Raw genomic sequence first — 16869 nt, forward strand, 5'->3', positions numbered from 1 at the left:
CCCCTAAAATCCGTTACGCAAATAATTAAACATCGTCTCCAGATACTGATCAAAGGTCAAAGCCTCTGTTTCATCTCCGGCCGTCTCCCCGTTAATAAGAACTTTTACACTCCCATCCAGCAAAGGCGTAATTGAACCATATACTGCCCCCGCTAATAAATGGGTGTATGCTTCTGGATACCGTCCGTTCAATGCCATGCTCACCATTTGCTGAGCTGAAATCTGCAGCTGATGAAAGGCGCTGAGAATGAAAGGTTCGAGCGTGGGATAGCGCTTGGACAGTGAGACAAGATCCCGCATTTTCCCGATATGCTCCGTCACCAGCTGGGTCCGCATCAAACGATAAAAGATATCGAGAGGCTCCGTATCTGCATTTACCTCAGAAAGAATACGCTCTGCTTCTTGTGCATCTGTCCCTTGAAAAGATACGGCAGCGGCCGCCACCGCTTCTTCCTTACAGGAGTAGTGGTTGGCGAATGTCCTTCTGGAGTAGCCCGCCTTCTGTACAACATCGTCTACAATGAAGCCATCCAGTCCCCGCTCCAGGGCAAGCTCGTACGACGCATCGGCTAGTGCATGAGCGGTTGCTTCTTTTTTGATATCACGAAGACTGTGCTTTTGTATCATCCCTCTTAACTGGCCTCCTTTCTGGTGTTATAGTCATATTATTGCCCAAAGTGCATTTTTGCTCAATGGGTAACAGGTGACGGTAGTGTGAACGATAATGACGCTTTTCGAATCCCAAATATGCAAAAGGAGCAGCCGTATTCTGCAGCTGCTCCTTCTCATATACATGTGTAATTTTCGCTGACCTGACAAAACTGCTTCTTTTAATCCATGTACCGATATTCCATCAGGCTTTTCAGTACCGAGATTTTCTTCAGCAAGTTCTCTCCCACATTCGTCTCGCTAACCTTTTTTCTCTCCAGTTCTTTATCCACCAATCGTTTGACCGATAGGACGTCTGTTCCGTTGTGCAGCACATCCTCTTTGGAGTTGAACTTCTTGTGGGCTACCAGCTGCATGCCAAAGGAATTATACAGCAGTGTATATCCGGCGATGCCTGTGGTGGATTGATACGCTTTGGAGAAGCCTCCGTCGATAACAATCATCTTTCCGTTTGCTTTAATCGGGCTTTCACCATTAATTTCTTTGACTGGTGTATGACCGTTGATAATGTGACCATGATCCGGATCCAGATCAAATTCCTCCAGGATTCTCCGGCAGGTCTCCTCATGCTCACGAAGATGATAATAAGGGTTCTTTTTCTCTTTGTGGGTCTCTTTATCCTTAATAAAATACCGCTCAAAGGTGGTCATGGCTCTCTTCCCAAATAATGATGAACGTTCTCCGCTCCAGAGATACCATACCATATCTGTCGCAAGATCATCCGTCTCTTCGGGATGGGCGAAGGCATACCGCAAATAAGATTCAAATACATCGAGTAATTTACGTCCTGAATAAGTCTTATCTTCGATACGCATCTCTTCCATATTACCTTCCTCGTCCAAAGGAATACAGCCATGAATCAATAAATTTCCATTATAGCGCAAATAGAGACTGCCTTTTTTCATAAGAAACTTCATGTGTCTGGCCAGCTTCTCGGAATGCTGAACGGAGAAGAGCAGCTTCTCGATGACCTGCTCTTCTTCCTCTAGCAGCTGTTCCGGCTGCTGCGGATTGACGGTTGCGAAGCAGGTGTTATCCAGCGGATAAGTTTTCCCATCCAAGGTAATTTCGTTTTTATCATAATTGATCTTCTCGAGCAGAAGCCGCTCCGACATGTTGAAATAAGGACGTCTCTTGATGATGGGCATTTCGAGCTTAAACTGGATCATAGCAATCGCTTGATGAATCTTCGTAATCTGCAGCAGCTCTTGTTCTGTCATCGTTGTATGGGGCTGTACCTTCGGTCTGAAGGCAGGATTATCATCATAGTACCTCTCCGCCAGATTAAGCAGCGGGCGCAGATTGATGCCATATACATCTTCAATAATATCCAGATTGTCGTATCTGGCACAGATGCGAATGATATTGGCAAGACAGACCATAGAGCCGGCATAAGCACCGATCCACAGCACATCGTGATTCCCCCACTGAATATCAAGCGAATGGTAATGAATCAGCGTATCCATAATCCGATCCGGTTCAGGGCCGCGGTCATAAATATCCCCAACCACATGAAGATGATCAACCACCAGCTGCTGGGTCGTATAGGCGAGACCTATGATGAGCTTGTCCGCTTGTCCTAAAGATATAATTTGCTGGTAGATGGCCTCATAATAGGATTCCTTATTGTTGATGTCCGCTGTCTTGTACAGCAGCTCTTCAATGATGTAAACAAACCGGCTCGGCAAGGCTTTGCGCAATTTTGAGCGCGTATATTTGGAAGAGGCATACGAGATCAGCTTCAGCATCTGCTCAATCGTTTGTCTGTACCATTGATGCAGGGATCGCTTATTCGTAAAAGTCCCCTTAATCAGCTGTAACTTTTCTTCTGGATAATAGACCAATGTAGCCAGTTCGCTAATTTCCTTCTCCGTTAATATTTCTCGGAACAGATCGTTTATTTTTTCTTTGACCTTACCCGATCCGTTTCTCAAAACATGCTGGAAAGCCTGGAACTCACCATGCAGATCACTTACAAAATGCTCGGTTCCCTTAGGGAGATTACTGATCGCCTCCAGATTGATAATTTCAGTTACAACTTTTTCTTCGGAATCGTATTTCTGAGCCAGTAAATCTAGAAATTGAGCATCCAAAAGACATGTCTCCCTTCGAATTGGTGGTGTGATGATGACTTCAATTGCTGGTACAACGGGAAAATCAAAAATGATTCACTGCATTTAGCATGTCTGATTAGTCTTGTCTATAAACAAAATCACGGAACTCTGCTATATATACAATAACATAATCAAATAGATCCAGCTTGTCCTGCGTCAGGCACGGAATCGACACGAAGCGGGCGATTCGTTAATAGGCAAAGGATTATAAAAAAAGCCATCCTGATTAGGATGGCTTTTTCAATGCTTTCCATATCAATCTATTAGCCTTCAGCAATCAACACACGAGAAGCAGTTTGATACGGTCGATGCGCTCACGCCTTCCGGGCAGTTGGCTTGTAAAAGACATCTCCATGCATATGCTGAATTCTGTCCCAGTTCCCCGGATTGGTCGTGTCTGGAGAGCGGTGGTTCAGCATGGCCTGGTATAAAACCGTCTTTTCTTCCAAATGGGCAATGTGCTGTCTGGCTTCTTCAAGCTTAGCGAGCGCCGCTTTTTTATGCTCCATCATAAGTGCAAAGCGCTGCGGAATGGTCGAATCCCCTTCGAGGCAGAGATCAACATACGTTTTAATCGCTTCGATCGGCATCCCGGATTGCTTGAGACACTTGATACCATGCAGCCAGTTGATCGACTCTTCGTCGAACATCCGAATGTTATTGGGGTTGCGCTGTACGCTGGGCACAAGCCCTTTATCTGTGTAATAGCGCACGGCGTGTTCTGTAAGCCCTGTAATCTGGGCCGCTTCTTTGACCGTTAGCATGTGCAATCCTCCTCAAAAACAAATTAATTGCAGAAAATCGCTTGCCTTCGTGTAACACGAAGGTCTTAAGCTTATTGTAATGCAAAGCAGCCGTAAGCGGAATCCCCGCTGCAGTTCCGATTTTGGGATACGTGCTGTTCGCTGCATACCATTTGATCACTGGGAGGAAGTGCAATGCAAACTGTAACATTGAATAACGGAGTAAAAATGCCGATCATCGGCTTTGGTGTCTACCAAGTTCCGGATGCTGAAGAATGCGAGAATACGGTATATGAAGCGCTGATGGCCGGTTACCGCCTGATCGACACCGCCGCCGGTTATCTGAATGAGGAAGCCGTCGGTCGCGCGATCAAGCGCAGCGGTATACCACGTAAAGAGCTGTTCATTACGACCAAGCTCTGGGTTCAGGACGCCAGCTACGAGAGTGCCAAGCTGGCATTTGCCAAGTCCCTGAAGAAGCTGCAGCTCGACTATCTCGACCTCTACCTTATTCACCAGCCGTTTGGTGATTACTACGGCGCTTGGCGTGCGATGGAAGAACTGTATCGCGAAGGCAAGATTAAGGCGATCGGGGTCAGCAACTTCCTGCCGGACCGCCTAATGGACCTTATTGTGCACAACGAAATCGTACCTGCTGTTAACCAAATCGAAACACACCCATTCTACCAACAGGCCGAGACTTCGGCTTTTATGAAAGAACAGGGAGTGCAGCACCAATCATGGGCACCGTTCGCTGAAGGCCTTAACAACATGTTCAGCAATGAAGTACTGGCCTCGGTCGCAGACAAACACAACAAGTCCGTTGCCCAAGTCGTGCTTCGATGGCTTGTTCAGCGTGGGATCTTTGTCATTCCGAAGTCGGTGAAAAAAGAACGGATCATCGAAAACTTCAATATTTTCGAGTTCGAGCTGAGCGCGGGCGATATTGAGCAGATTGCTGCTCTCGATACACGGGAAAGTCTCTTCGGCTCGTACCTTGATCCAAACGTCGCTAAAATGATGGGTAACTGGAAAGTGGATTTGTAAACGTGAATTGAAGCGTAAAGTCACAGTTATCAATGCTAGCTATAAAGATAGCTTGCTCAAACATAACAATTTTATTGTTTAAAAATAAAAGGAGTCCGGCTTAATTAGCCGAGCTCCTTTTAATCATGGAAAGACAATAGCCTATTATTGTTTCTCAGGTTTCAGTTTCCTGCTTTAAATCTATCAAATATTAAATATCCGATAAAAAACCCGCTTCTATCGTGACACCCCTGAATAGAACTTTATTACAAGACTTACAACAGGTCCGTGTGAAATAAACTGACTATTCCCTCTACATTTTCTGCTAGACCATAAATGATATCAAAGGTACTTCATAGTGTATGGCATAAAATGCGACTATATAAGCGTTCTTTCCATATGAAACACAACTTAATAACAGTACCTTATTATACGAAGAGAAGAATGAAAATTTTAGGTGAGGATCTCCACAATGTAAATATAACCACAACGCAACGCTTGTAGAGGTATATGACTTCGCCGCCTTTGTTTTAGGCTGCTGGATCAAGCAAGCCAAGAGTTCAGGCTCCTTCAAGGAGAAAGGCAATTGCTACATCGCTCCAAAAGCCTTGTTAGCCTTTCGAGAAAGAGCCTGCATTTTCCTTCCCTATCTCCTAATCCCTAACCTGTACCAAAAGAAAAGCCGAGCAAATGCCAGAAAATAATCCTGGATCTGCTCAGCTCTGATATGAGTTTATTTGCTTCTCACATTCATTATCAACAACTCTCTAATCTCTTACTCCACTGTTACACTCTTCGCCAGGTTACGCGGTTTATCCACGTCCAGACCCAGAGCCAGAGAAGCATAGTAAGCGATCAATTGCAGCGTCACCACAGACAGCGCAGCTGTCAGGATTGGCAGCGTCTTAGGAATCGTGATTACTTGATCCACGGATTTCTGCAGGCTCTCCGCATGCTCTTCATGCGTAATGGCCAACACTTCACCGCCGCGGGCTTTCACTTCCTTAATGTTGCTGACCGTCTTCTCCAGTACAGCTTCTTGAGTCGCTACGGCGATAACCGGGATCCCATCTTCGATCAGGGCCAGCGTACCGTGCTTCAATTCACCTGCTGCATATGCTTCAGAGTGAATGTAGGACACTTCCTTCAGCTTCAGCGAGCCTTCTTGAGCTACGGCGTAGTCCAGACCGCGTCCGATGAAGAACAGGTGCTGGTGCTTGGAGATGTGTTCAGCATAAGCTTTCACTTCATCCACATTGTTCAGCATGGACTCCACTTGCTCAGGCAAAGACTGCATAGCAGCAATGACATGAGCAATTTCCTCTGGAGTCTGTGTGCCTCGTACTTCTGCCAGATACAGACCAAGCAGATAAAATGCGATTAGCTGGGAAGTATAAGCTTTGGTGGATGCTACCGCAATCTCAGGACCTGCCAGTGTGGCCAGAACATCGTTCGCATCACGTGCGATGGAGCTGCCTACTACGTTCGTGATGGCCAGTACATGTGCACCATTGCTTTGTGCTTCGCGCAGTGCCGCCAGCGTATCCGCTGTCTCACCCGATTGGCTGACTACGATCACCAGCGTCTCCGGTGTTACGATTGGAGCACGGTAGCGGTATTCGGAAGCAACGTCTGTTTCAACCGGAATACGAGCCAGCTGCTCAATGACATTACGTCCAACAAGACCTGCATGGTAAGCTGTACCGCAAGCAATGATTTGTACGTTGCGGATGTTTTTGATTTGCTCCTCAGTCAGACTCAACTCAGGGAGAACCACTTTTTTGCCGCTGGCATCAATACGACCCAGCATGGTGTCTGTGTAGGCTTTTGGCTGTTCATGGATTTCTTTGAGCATGAAATGATCAAAGCCGCCTTTTTCTGCTGTTACAGCGTCCCAATCGACATGAATCATTTCCCGAGAAATAAAATTGCCCTCGATGGTCATCAATTCGACAGCATCCTTAGTCAGAACAGCCATTTCGCCGTCGTTAAGGATATAGATGTTACGTGTATATTTCAGAATTGCCGGGATGTCAGAACCGATGAAGTTCTCGTCCTCACCCACACCAATGATCAGCGGACTTGCTTGACGAACTGCTACAAGCTTCTCTGGCTCATATTCTGTCAGCACACCCAATGCAAAAGCACCGCGCATATGCGTGATTGCTTTTTGTACCGCTTTGACAATGTCACCATCATATTCGCGGGCAACCAGGTGGGAAATAACCTCAGTATCGGTCTCGGACAGGAATTTGTGTCCTTCCTTGATCAGTTCATCCTTCAGTTCCATGTAGTTCTCGATGATCCCGTTGTGCACGACAGAGAATTTCTCGCTCTCATCCAGATGTGGATGGGAGTTCTCATCCGAAGGCTTACCGTGAGTAGCCCAACGAGTATGACCGATACCTGCACTGCCTACCAGCGGTGCACCGCCCAGCTTCTCTTCCAAGTTAGCCAGACGGCCAACCGATTTGGCAACCTGCAGTCCTTTATCCGTGAAGACGGCAATCCCTGCAGAGTCATAACCGCGGTATTCCAGCTTCTTCAGTCCATCGATCAGTACTTCCTGCGTGTTTTTGTTACCAATATATCCGACGATTCCACACATGTTATAATTCCTCCGATTCTATAATAGCGCGTCGAAGAACAGACACATATGCGGTGTCAGGAAAAAATCATTCATTATGAAGTTATCAATGAATCCATGATCCTCACGAATGCACTACTTTTCCGTACCCGCACATGCTTATGCTCTACGCACATTCATGAAATATAATCAATTGTTAGGCACCCATCGGAGCGTTGTCTAGACGGTCGCCCATCTGTTTTCCGCTGTCGATTTACGGCTGGTGCATCACCGGGAGGTCCCCGCCGAACACTTCGAACGCCTCCACCTCGTCAGCTTTGATGCCGTGCTATGGTTTCGGATTCTTCCCGACTTCTCATGGGAGTCATCCGACCATCGCATTCCCCGCGCAATCCAAAGCCCTGGCGCTTAATGAACCTGTAACCTTACGATCCTCACTTTCCATGTCAAAGTAAAATACTAACTCATTATATGCATCCTCAGCTTGTTTTGCAATCATGTTACAAATTGTTCTTACATTAGCAGTGGCTGCAATCGCAAATCAGGCTTCACCTAATCGTACAAATGACTCTTTTCTATACCCGCTCTGGGCAGCCAGTGAATCACAAGAGTGACTCACCGGCTCCAAAGCTTTTATACCATTACACATTCATTCCGTGAATAATTTATCCAATTCATTTTCAGACCAGTTCACGCTTAACGACATCGGCAATCTGCCCTACGAACTTCTCCAGCTCATCCTTATCCGGGCCTTCTGCCATTACGCGAATCAGGGATTCAGTACCGGAAGGACGCACGAGCACACGGCCATTGTCGCCAAGCTGCTGCTCTACGACCGCAATGGCTTCACCGATGGCTGTATTCCCTTCATAGTTCCGCTTATCCGCGACACGGACATTAACCAGCACCTGAGGATACTGCTTCATGAGAGACTTTAGCTCGCTCAGCTTCTTGCCGGAGGCTTTCAGGGTATCCGCCAGCTGAATCGCTGTAAGCATACCGTCACCTGTAGTGTTATAGTCAAGGAAAATCACATGACCGGACTGCTCCCCGCCCAGGTTGTAGCCGCCACGGCGCATTTCAGCCATAACGTAACGATCGCCTACAGCTGTTTTGGCTGTCTTCAGTCCCAGCTTCTCTGTTGCCTTATAGAAGCCGATGTTGCTCATGACCGTGGATACGATGGTGCTGTCATTCAGCTTGCCCGCCTTGTTCATGGCATCCCCGCAGATGCACAGGATAAAGTCACCGTCGACCTCCTGTCCCTGCTCATCAATGGCAATCAGACGGTCCGCATCACCGTCAAAGGCCAGGCCAAGATCCGCCTGATGACGAAGGACCTCCTCCTTCAGCTTCTCAGGATGTGTGGAACCACAGTAATCATTGATGTTAAGGCCGTTAGGTTCCGCACCAATGGTAATTACTTCAGCCCCCAGCTCGCGGAACAGCTTCGGAGCCAGTTCATAAGCCGCACCATGGGCGCAGTCCAGGACAACTTTCAGACCATCAAAAGTATGGGTAATCGTCGTTTTGAGATAAGCCAGATAATCGTAACGGGCCGTGTCGTTCACGACAACCGTACCCAAGCCGCCGCCAACAGGACGAGGGAGTGTATCTTCTTCCGCATCCATCAGCTCTTCAATCCGCAGTTCCGTCTCATCGGACAGCTTGAAGCCGTCTCCGCCGAAGAATTTAATGCCGTTATCTTCGACCGGATTGTGGGAAGCCGAAATCATGACCCCTGCATCAGCTTTCAGCTGACGTGTGAGGTAGGCCACCCCAGGTGTTGATACAACACCAAGACGAATAACGTTAGCCCCGATCGAAAGCAGACCCGCCACTAGAGCAGATTCCAGCATAAGACCCGAAATTCGAGTATCCATACCGATGACAACGGTAGGCTTCTCTACATTACCTGCTAATACATAACCGCCACAGCGTCCAATGCTGTATGCTAATTCCGCGGTCAGTTCCTTATTTGCCACACCGCGTACACCATCTGTACCAAAATATTTTCCCATCATTAAACTCCTTCTGTTCTCTGTCTGAACATTTCAATAGATCCCCTTGATTATAAAACAAACAATCTCGTCCATCATATAAGATTATGGGCTTCCTCCGCCAGTGCCGCTGGGTTCAGAGCTGCCTTCATTCCCCGTCGACCCGCTGCCTGAATCTGTACCGTCTCCGGCTGCAGGATCTGCAGGAGTCTCTGGCGTCGTTGTTGATGGCTCCCCGCTGTTCTCCTGCTGACCGGAGGTGGGATCGTCCTTAGGCGGACTATCTGTATTCGGTTTATTTCCATTCTCCGTGCTGCTGTTGGTGTTCCCTGTCGAGCCCGTGCCACCCTGATCGGGCTTGGCTGCAGCAGCTGACGAGCTTTTCTCCTTGATCGTGACCGTTACCGATGGAGAGGTATCTTTACCTGCAAGGGTTACATACTCGGGCAGGGTTACCGTTACCGGTACCTGATGCTGGCCCGCTTCCAGACCTGATATGTTGGCTACAGCGGAGACATCCTCCGGGCCCAGATCACGAAGCATATCAGCCGGCGCCGTAACGGTCACGTCAATCCGGGCATCGGATGGAGAACTAATGGCTGCATCCAGACGACTGCTTGCTCCTTTAAGTGTTACAGGCACGCCCGTGATGACTTCCTCACTGCTCTGCACATCGGCCTCCGGTGACACCGTCACCTCAAGCTTAACTGCCGCCGGCTCAACCCGTTCAGCACCTCCCGGCGCCTGCAGATCTGCCTCTACCGTCGTTGTTCCTGCCTCTTTGATTTTCCCAAGGTCCAGCGTAACCGGAACATAAGCACCCAGTGAGGACAAATCAGACTGCTTGGCATAGACAGCAGCTACGTCGACATTCGGTACCACTTTGGATAGCACTAATCCATCAGGCAGCTTGCCTGTATAGTTTACTTTAACCGGAAGTGAGACATATCCCTTCGTTACGGGCACCCGGGCGGTTACCACGGGAGGTTCAATAACTGCACCGCTCAGCTCATGCCCTTCCTTATCGTACGCCTTCAGCTTCACTTTTTTGAGTGTGACATCCTCTTCCGCTCCTGAGACATCCACCACGCCCTGAATCTGCTGAACTTCATCCAGCTGACTCTTCGGCAGCGTGACCTTTACCCTCGGTGAACCATCAATGACTGGAGTCCCCAGCTGGTAGCCATCTGAAGGCACCCCTTTGGTTATAATCACGGGTGTGAATGCCTTGGTGCTCTTCTCCTCGATCGTAGCAGTTACCATAGAAGGTTCCATCGATACGAGCTTCACACCGTCCGGCAGATCCGGAACAAGCGGATACGTATTCGTTCCCGGCTGTGCCTGGCTCAGATCCAGTTCTACCCGGTAATCGTCTGTAAAAAATGAAGTCAGATCCGAGCGCTGTCCACGTACCTCCAGCCTTACCCGGTCTGTCTCCATCGCACTTAATACATATTTATCCTCATCCAGCCCATGTGTCTGAATTTTAACATTCGGAATTGCCTTCGTATCATAAGCTGCCGTCGGGACTGGCGTCGTGGACACATCATCCAGATGAACCATTCCCCACAGCAGCACACCAATCGCCAGTGCGAGCACCTTCGATATCGTGTTATTATTAATCCATTTGTCCATCATTTTTTTGTGCCGTCCCCTTTCCGTCTCCAGAACGAACTGCGCTTATCTTTGAGGGACGAAGCCGGCCTTAACTCTTCATATAATTTGGAAATCAGAGATTCTTCTTTAATATCCCGGACGACCTGTCCATTCAGGGCCAATGAGATTTGTCCTGTCTCTTCGGAGACAACGATCGATACGGCGTCCCCCACCTCACTAATACCTATAGCTGCCCGGTGGCGTGTCCCCAGCTCTTTACTGATAAAAGGGTTCTCCGAGAGAGGCAGATAGCAAGCCGCAGCCGAAATCTGCTGTCCTTGTATTATTACTGCACCGTCATGCAGCGGCGTATTGGGAATAAAGATATTAATCAACAGCTCCGAACTGATCACCGAACGGGTAGCAATCCCTGTGCCTGTATACTCGTTAAGCCCGGTTTCACGTTCAAAGACGATCAGAGCCCCGATCTTGCGGCGGGATAAATAGTTCACAGCCTTAATCACTTCGCCGATTAACTTATTAAGTTCCTCATCATCCACCGAGGAACGCCCGAATAATTTGCCGCGTCCCAGCTGTTCAAGACCCCTCCGCAGTTCGGGCTGAAAAATAATAAAGATCGCCAGCACACCAAAGGTGAACATCTGGTTCATTAGCCACTTGAGCGTATACAGATCAAACCAAGTACTCAGCGCCCAGATTACGACCAGGAACAGGATCCCTTTAAGGAGCTGAACCGCCCTTGTTCCGCGCACCAGCAGAATAATCTGATAAATGATATAGGTAACAATGAGAATATCGATAATATCCTTAATGGACTCTTTCCATGTTAAGTCCGTAAAGTAATCCATAAGCGCGCCCCCGCATCCCATGCCGTCGATGGGTTTTCTTTACGTATGTAGTATGTTCTATCATATCTAGGTTATAACGAACCTGACGCAGTTGCAAGCCGCATCCCGCTCCCATGGGTAACTATCCCAATCCAGTTTAGCAGATATTAAAAAAACGCCCCTTTTCCTGCGAAAAGAGACGTCCTGACTTTGCTCTCTGGGCTACCGATAAGCTACATCCGAGAAAAGATTCGAGATTTTGTACCATACCCAATCCATCGCCTGATCGATGCTTTTCACTTGTCCCGAAATATGTGCCGTAGACGCCTGATATAAGGATCCGTCAATGACGGTCACATTTCCGTTAACACTGCCATATACCTGTGCCTTTCCGTTCTCGACGGTCAAATCACCGGCAATGGATTTATCTGCTGGTACAATGACGGTATCTCCCTTGATGACTACCTGGTCCAGATCGGTGCCCCTCACAATCAGCTGACTGTCCTGACTCCAGAAATTAAGAGTACCGAAGAACATAAATACCAAAAACAAAGCAGCTGCCGTAATCGCAGGATGCTTCTTGATCCACTTCAGCCATGCCATCTGTTTCTTCGGCTGAGGCAGGGCATTCATTATACGAGCAGTCAGCTCATCTGATGCAGTAGGTGCCGTGTGTCTAATGGCATAGAGCAGCATATCTGTCTGTTCCAATTCCTTAAACTTCATGCGGCATTCAGCGCAGCCCTGCAGATGATTCTGAAGCTCCAGCTTCTCATGAGCAGAGGCATCGCCATCCAAATAGTCATGCATCAACGAGACGGCCTGTTTGCAATCCATATGAGCCAATCCTTTCTTGAAATCTCTGTAATTCTGAACGACGATACGGACACGAAACAATACCTTGCTTCATTCAATACGCTTCATCGCGCAATATGTTTCAACATTTTTTACGAATAGGCTAAACTTTATTTTCCAGCTTCTTGCGCAGAAATTCACGCCCTCTATGTACCCGTGTCTTGATCGTTGTGACCGGCATGTCCAGAACATCACTGATCTCCTGCAGCGACAGGTCCTGCAAATATCGCAGAATCATAATGGTCTTATACTTGTCAGGCAGACTCTCCATCGCATCCCGGATCGTCCCCTGTGTCTCTGACAGCAGCGCTTCGGTCTCCGGTGTACGGTCATCACTGGGCAGCAGAGAATAACCGTCCATACCTTCCTGGTCGTTCATCTCAGCATCCAGAGAGTAGGTCGGCTTACGGCGCCGCAAGCGGTCAATGCACAGATTGGTGCCAATACGATAAATCCAGGTAGAGAACTTCTGAGTGTGATCGTATTTCTCCAGGTTTCGGTACACACGTAAAAACGTCTCCTGAACCATATCCTCCGCCTCATGACGGTTGTTCAGCATCCGGTACGCAAGGTGAAATATTTTATCTTTGTACAGTTCTACGAGCTCCGCGAAGGCACGTTGGTCTCCTTTTAGGACCAGTTTAACTAAGCGGCTTTCCAAATTGTCCACCATTTATTCCCCCAGACTTGCTGATGGGCACATAAAATTTAGTATAACATTCGTATCGTAAAGCATGTTCCTGTAAAAATCAAGAAGAAGCGGAAGTTTTATCAGCAACAAAAGAAGGCACCCCTGAGGGTGCCCTTTTCTTAATCGGACATGAATCAACCTGTGTTACGCAGGCCGGCAGCGATTCCGTTGATGGTCAGCAGCACTTCGCGAAGAAGCTCAGCATCATCAGCATTCTCATTTCTCAACGCACGCAGTTCACTCAGAAGCTGAACCTGCAGATAACTCAGTGGATCGACGTACGGATTCCGGAGACGAATTGACTCCTGAATGACAGGTACGTTATCCAAAATTTCGTTCTGTTTTGTTATTTTGAGGATCAAATCAGACGTCAATCTGAATTCCTTCTCAATCTCGCCAAAAATACGCTGGCGTGCTTCCTCATTGGCTGTCATACCTGCATACTGCTGAGCGATCAGCAGATCCGCTTTGGCGATTGCCATCTGAAGCGTATCGATCAGTGTACGGAAGAATGGGAAGTTCGTGTACATATCCTGCAGTGTCTCTAAACGTTCTTCATTATTCTGATAGAAGCTCTGCAGGCCTGTGCCTGCCGCATACCAGGCTGGCAGCAAATAACGGCTCTGTGTCCATGCAAATACCCACGGGATGGCGCGCAAGTCTTCAAAGCGGTCGCTGTTCTTCCGTTTGGAAGGACGGGAGCCGATATTCAGCTCACCTACTTCCGGAAGTGGCGTAGATTCCTTGAAGAAGCTCAGGAAATCCGGATCACGGAATATCAGATCCTGATACTTGTGCAGCGAAACCTCTGAGATTTCCGCCACAATGCGGTCCCACTCCGGATCAATAATTTCAGACTCGCCTGTGCGATTATGCATTGCAGCTGTGACAAGAGCCGAAGCAGCCTGCTCAAGACTGCGGTAAGCAATCCCTTTCAGCGAATACCGTGAGGAGAGAACCTCACCCTGCTCTGTAATCTTGATGCCTCCACCGATGGTGTGGGCAGGCTGGGCAAGAATACTGCGGTTCAGGGTCATACCGCCGCGTCCAAGTGCACCGCCGCGTCCATGGAAGAACTTCAGCTTGATTCCTTCTTGATTCGCAACCTCTGTCAGTTCATTCATCGCAAGGCGCAGCTCCCAGTTCGCTGTTACCACTCCGCCGTCCTTGTTGCTGTCGGAATAGCCCAGCATAATTTCCTGGAGGCCGTTTCTGGAAGCGACAGACTCACGGTATACCGGAAGCTTAAACAGGGTTCTTAGAATTCCCGGGGCTTCATGCAGATCATCAATGGTCTCGAATAACGGTACCGATTGAAGGGTTGAGATGACTTTGCCGTCCTTGTCTTTACGGAACAAGCCTACTTCTTTGGCGAACACCATAACCTCCAGCACATCGCTTGCGCCTTCGGCCATACTGATCAGATAGCTGGTGATGCACTGTTCACCGAACTCTTCTTGTGCCAGATAAATCGTGCGGTATACGTCCAGACACTCCCGGGTACTGTCACTGTATTTATGATACGGCGAAGTAATCGGACGAGGATCGTTAAGCAGCTGTTCCAGCAGATTGATTTTGTCTTCCTCGGATAACCCGGCATAGTCAGGTACGATATTCATCTTGGACAAAATCTCAGCCATCGCCTTCTCGTGCTCCTGGCTGTGCTGGCGTACGTCAAGGGCTGCGGTATGGAAGCCAAACAGCTCTACCTGACGAATCATACGCTGAACATAGGTATCTGCAACGCTGTCTGCATAATGGGTTCTCAAGCTGCGGTCAATAATCTGCAGATCATGAATCAGATCGTTCGGAGAGACATAACTCTCCGGTGTACCCTTTTTGTCGGCGTTCAGAATGTTGTTCAACTTGGCCAGCATGTAAGCCAGCTTGATGCGGTAAGGCTCTTTATCATTTCGCCAGATCTCCAGCTTCTTCAGCGTTACATGTTTACGGTCTTCTTCAATGGAGCTGAGAAGTTCATCCGAAACTTTAACAATGCTCGTGCTGAAGCTGAGCGAGTTCATCAATTCAAGCATAATGCGCTGGTACTCTCTGACTGCGAGCTTGCGCTGCATCTCGAGTGTTTCCCAGGTGACATTGGCTGTTACCGAAGGATTACCGTCCCGGTCTCCTCCAATCCAGGAACCAAAACGAAGGAAGGTCGGTACATGCCAGCGGCGGTCCGGATAATATTTAAGAAGTGAACGCTCCAGTTCCTGATAGACATCAGGCAGAACATGGAACAGGGTTTCGTGGAAATAGTACATTCCATTGCGGACTTCATCAAGAACGGTAGGCTTGCGATCACGCAGCTCATCAGTCTGCCACAGCGTAGTCACCTCGTTCAGGAGCTTCTCACCCAGCTGCTCACGCTCTCTGAGCGTCAGTGCCGGATTATCCAGCTGTGTCATGTCCTCGGCAATCCGTTTGTGGATGTCCAGAATAACACGGCGCATAGCCTCGGTAGGGTGAGCCGTCATCACTAGTTCCAATGACATTTCACTCAGGATTCCTTCGACTTCCTCATAGGAGAAGCCGCGGTTCTTCAACTCCTGAATAGAGCTCTCGATTGATCCAGGCTGGATGGTCTCACCTGCAGAACGCTCGTAATCCCGTTTTCTCCGAATACGGTGGTTCTGCTCTGCGATGTTGACCAACTGAAAGTAAATAGCAAAAGCGCGAATGACCTGATGTCGAATCTCGGGCCCCAGCTCATTGATCATTTGTTTGAAGTCATCAAAAAGTTCGGGCACCAGTTCTACACGCAGCGACTTGCTGGTTTCGCGGATTCGCTCCACGATATCAAGAAGCTCTTTCCCACCTTGACGAACAAGCACCTCTCCAAGAATATTACCAAGAAAGCGTACATCCCGCCGCAGCAGATTGTTGTTGGAATTCCCTTTCGTCGTAGCGGCTATCATCTGTTCAGTCATGCCTATCCTCCCGTCTGTTCCGATCCATTCATTCACAAATATTTAACATCTTCATAACATCATACAATAATCTGACACGAAAATCCTTACTTTTCTCAGAAAATAAGACCGAATTATCCACATTTTTTGCTACCAATTAATGCTATACAGCAAAAAAATAATAATAATTATGAAGATTTTGTATCAACTAAGGAAATATGTAATTGTTTATTAAAGTTATTAACAGATTGATTAAAGGAAAAAAAGATCATTGTGCCATGATGACAAAGAGGGTGTGGATAGATTGTAAGTCAGAGATTATGCTCTGCACTTAATCATGAAAATATGTTGGTAAGTATAAGCTTTTCCACATCTTAATCACAATCGGGGATAGAGCACGACATTCCTCACTGCAAAAAGCATTGAGGATATCAGCGTATGCACAGTCTGGGGAAAACGTGTGAGTAGATTCACTGAAGATCTGTGGAGCTTTAGTCTTGTTCTCAGGTGGGATAACGTTCTAGATGGATCAATTAGTTTGCCGATTGCTCTGACCGTATTCTAAAGTTTGTAGGCAGCAATAGAGGATAAATGAGGGCCTAATAAAATGAAAACATTGATACAGCGGAAAAGAACAATAAAAAAAAGCCTTTCGGCTTCGATAATCATATGGAGCGGGTGATGGGAATCGAACCCACGCTACCAGCTTGGAAGGCTGGAGTTCTACCATTGAACTACACCCGCATCTTACATGGTCGGGATGACACGATTTGAACATGCGACCCCCTGGTCCCAAACCAGGTGCTCTACCAAGCTGAGCTACATCCC

12 protein-coding genes and 1 tRNA gene are annotated in these 16869 nt (G+C 47.9%); 1 reads left to right on the forward strand and 12 read right to left on the reverse strand.

All coding sequences use genetic code 11. From position 1 onward, the window contains the following. Window positions 1–3: 3 nt before the first annotated feature. The 3 genes from Q5741_RS20405 to Q5741_RS20415 all read right to left on the reverse strand — a co-directional run bounded on the left by Q5741_RS20405 (window position 4) and on the right by Q5741_RS20415 (window position 3547). Window positions 4–627, reverse strand: coding sequence for a TetR/AcrR family transcriptional regulator (locus Q5741_RS20405; protein WP_305025956.1), 624 nt, complete (start codon window positions 625–627; stop codon window positions 4–6). A 203-nt stretch (window positions 628–830) separates the two neighbouring features. Beyond that, window positions 831–2762 carry a fructose-1,6-bisphosphatase gene (locus tag Q5741_RS20410; protein WP_305025957.1) on the reverse strand — a complete coding sequence of 644 codons (1932 nt, stop codon included), beginning with the start codon at window positions 2760–2762 and terminating at the stop codon, window positions 831–833. A 335-nt stretch (window positions 2763–3097) separates the two neighbouring features. After that, a complete protein-coding gene (locus Q5741_RS20415) occupies window positions 3098–3547 on the reverse strand; it encodes a MerR family transcriptional regulator (RefSeq protein WP_305025958.1) in 450 nt (149 codons plus the stop codon). 174 nt (window positions 3548–3721) lie between these two features. Here Q5741_RS20415 and Q5741_RS20420 point away from each other — a divergent pair, with 174 nt between their 5' ends. After that, on the forward strand, window positions 3722–4573 hold the full coding sequence (locus Q5741_RS20420) for an aldo/keto reductase (protein WP_305025959.1): 852 nt from the start codon (window positions 3722–3724) through the stop codon (window positions 4571–4573). Window positions 4574–5327: 754 nt separating this feature from the next. Here the strand turns inward: Q5741_RS20420 and glmS are convergent. The 9 genes from glmS to Q5741_RS20465 form a co-directional block, all read right to left on the reverse strand. Beyond that, window positions 5328–7160 (reverse strand): glutamine--fructose-6-phosphate transaminase (isomerizing), encoded by a 1833-nt coding sequence (gene glmS, locus Q5741_RS20425; protein WP_305025960.1) that lies wholly within the window; start codon window positions 7158–7160, stop codon window positions 5328–5330. Window positions 7161–7503: 343 nt separating this feature from the next. After that, window positions 7504–7638: a hypothetical protein gene (locus tag Q5741_RS20430; protein ID WP_305025961.1), complete on the reverse strand. Its 135-nt coding sequence runs from the start codon at window positions 7636–7638 to the stop codon at window positions 7504–7506. A 181-nt stretch (window positions 7639–7819) separates the two neighbouring features. Then, window positions 7820–9160, reverse strand: coding sequence for a phosphoglucosamine mutase (gene glmM / locus Q5741_RS20435; protein ID WP_305025962.1), 1341 nt, complete (start codon window positions 9158–9160; stop codon window positions 7820–7822). Between the two features lie 84 nt (window positions 9161–9244). Then, window positions 9245–10777, reverse strand: coding sequence for a CdaR family protein (locus Q5741_RS20440; RefSeq protein WP_305025963.1), 1533 nt, complete (start codon window positions 10775–10777; stop codon window positions 9245–9247). Next, window positions 10774–11604 (reverse strand): diadenylate cyclase CdaA, encoded by an 831-nt coding sequence (gene cdaA / locus Q5741_RS20445; RefSeq protein ID WP_305025964.1) that lies wholly within the window; start codon window positions 11602–11604, stop codon window positions 10774–10776. The genes Q5741_RS20440 and cdaA overlap by 4 nt, the downstream gene beginning before the upstream one ends. A 201-nt stretch (window positions 11605–11805) precedes the next feature. Then, entirely contained in the window at window positions 11806–12420 is a 615-nt protein-coding gene (locus tag Q5741_RS20450; protein WP_305025965.1) for a zf-HC2 domain-containing protein, read from the reverse strand. Between the two features lie 121 nt (window positions 12421–12541). Continuing rightward, the gene (gene sigW, locus Q5741_RS20455; RefSeq protein ID WP_305025966.1) at window positions 12542–13108 is read right to left on the reverse strand and encodes an RNA polymerase sigma factor SigW; all 567 of its coding nucleotides are present in this window, start codon (window positions 13106–13108) and stop codon (window positions 12542–12544) included. A gap of 155 nt (window positions 13109–13263) precedes the next feature. Further along, a complete protein-coding gene (gene ppc, locus Q5741_RS20460; protein WP_305025967.1) occupies window positions 13264–16062 on the reverse strand; it encodes a phosphoenolpyruvate carboxylase in 2799 nt (932 codons plus the stop codon). A gap of 649 nt (window positions 16063–16711) precedes the next feature. After that, a tRNA-Gly gene (locus Q5741_RS20465) sits at window positions 16712–16785 on the reverse strand. Between the last annotated feature and the right edge of the window lie 84 nt (window positions 16786–16869).

The sequence above is a fragment of the Paenibacillus lacisoli genome (assembly GCF_030580655.1).
In the GTDB taxonomy this organism is placed as follows: domain Bacteria; phylum Bacillota; class Bacilli; order Paenibacillales; family Paenibacillaceae; genus Paenibacillus; species Paenibacillus lacisoli.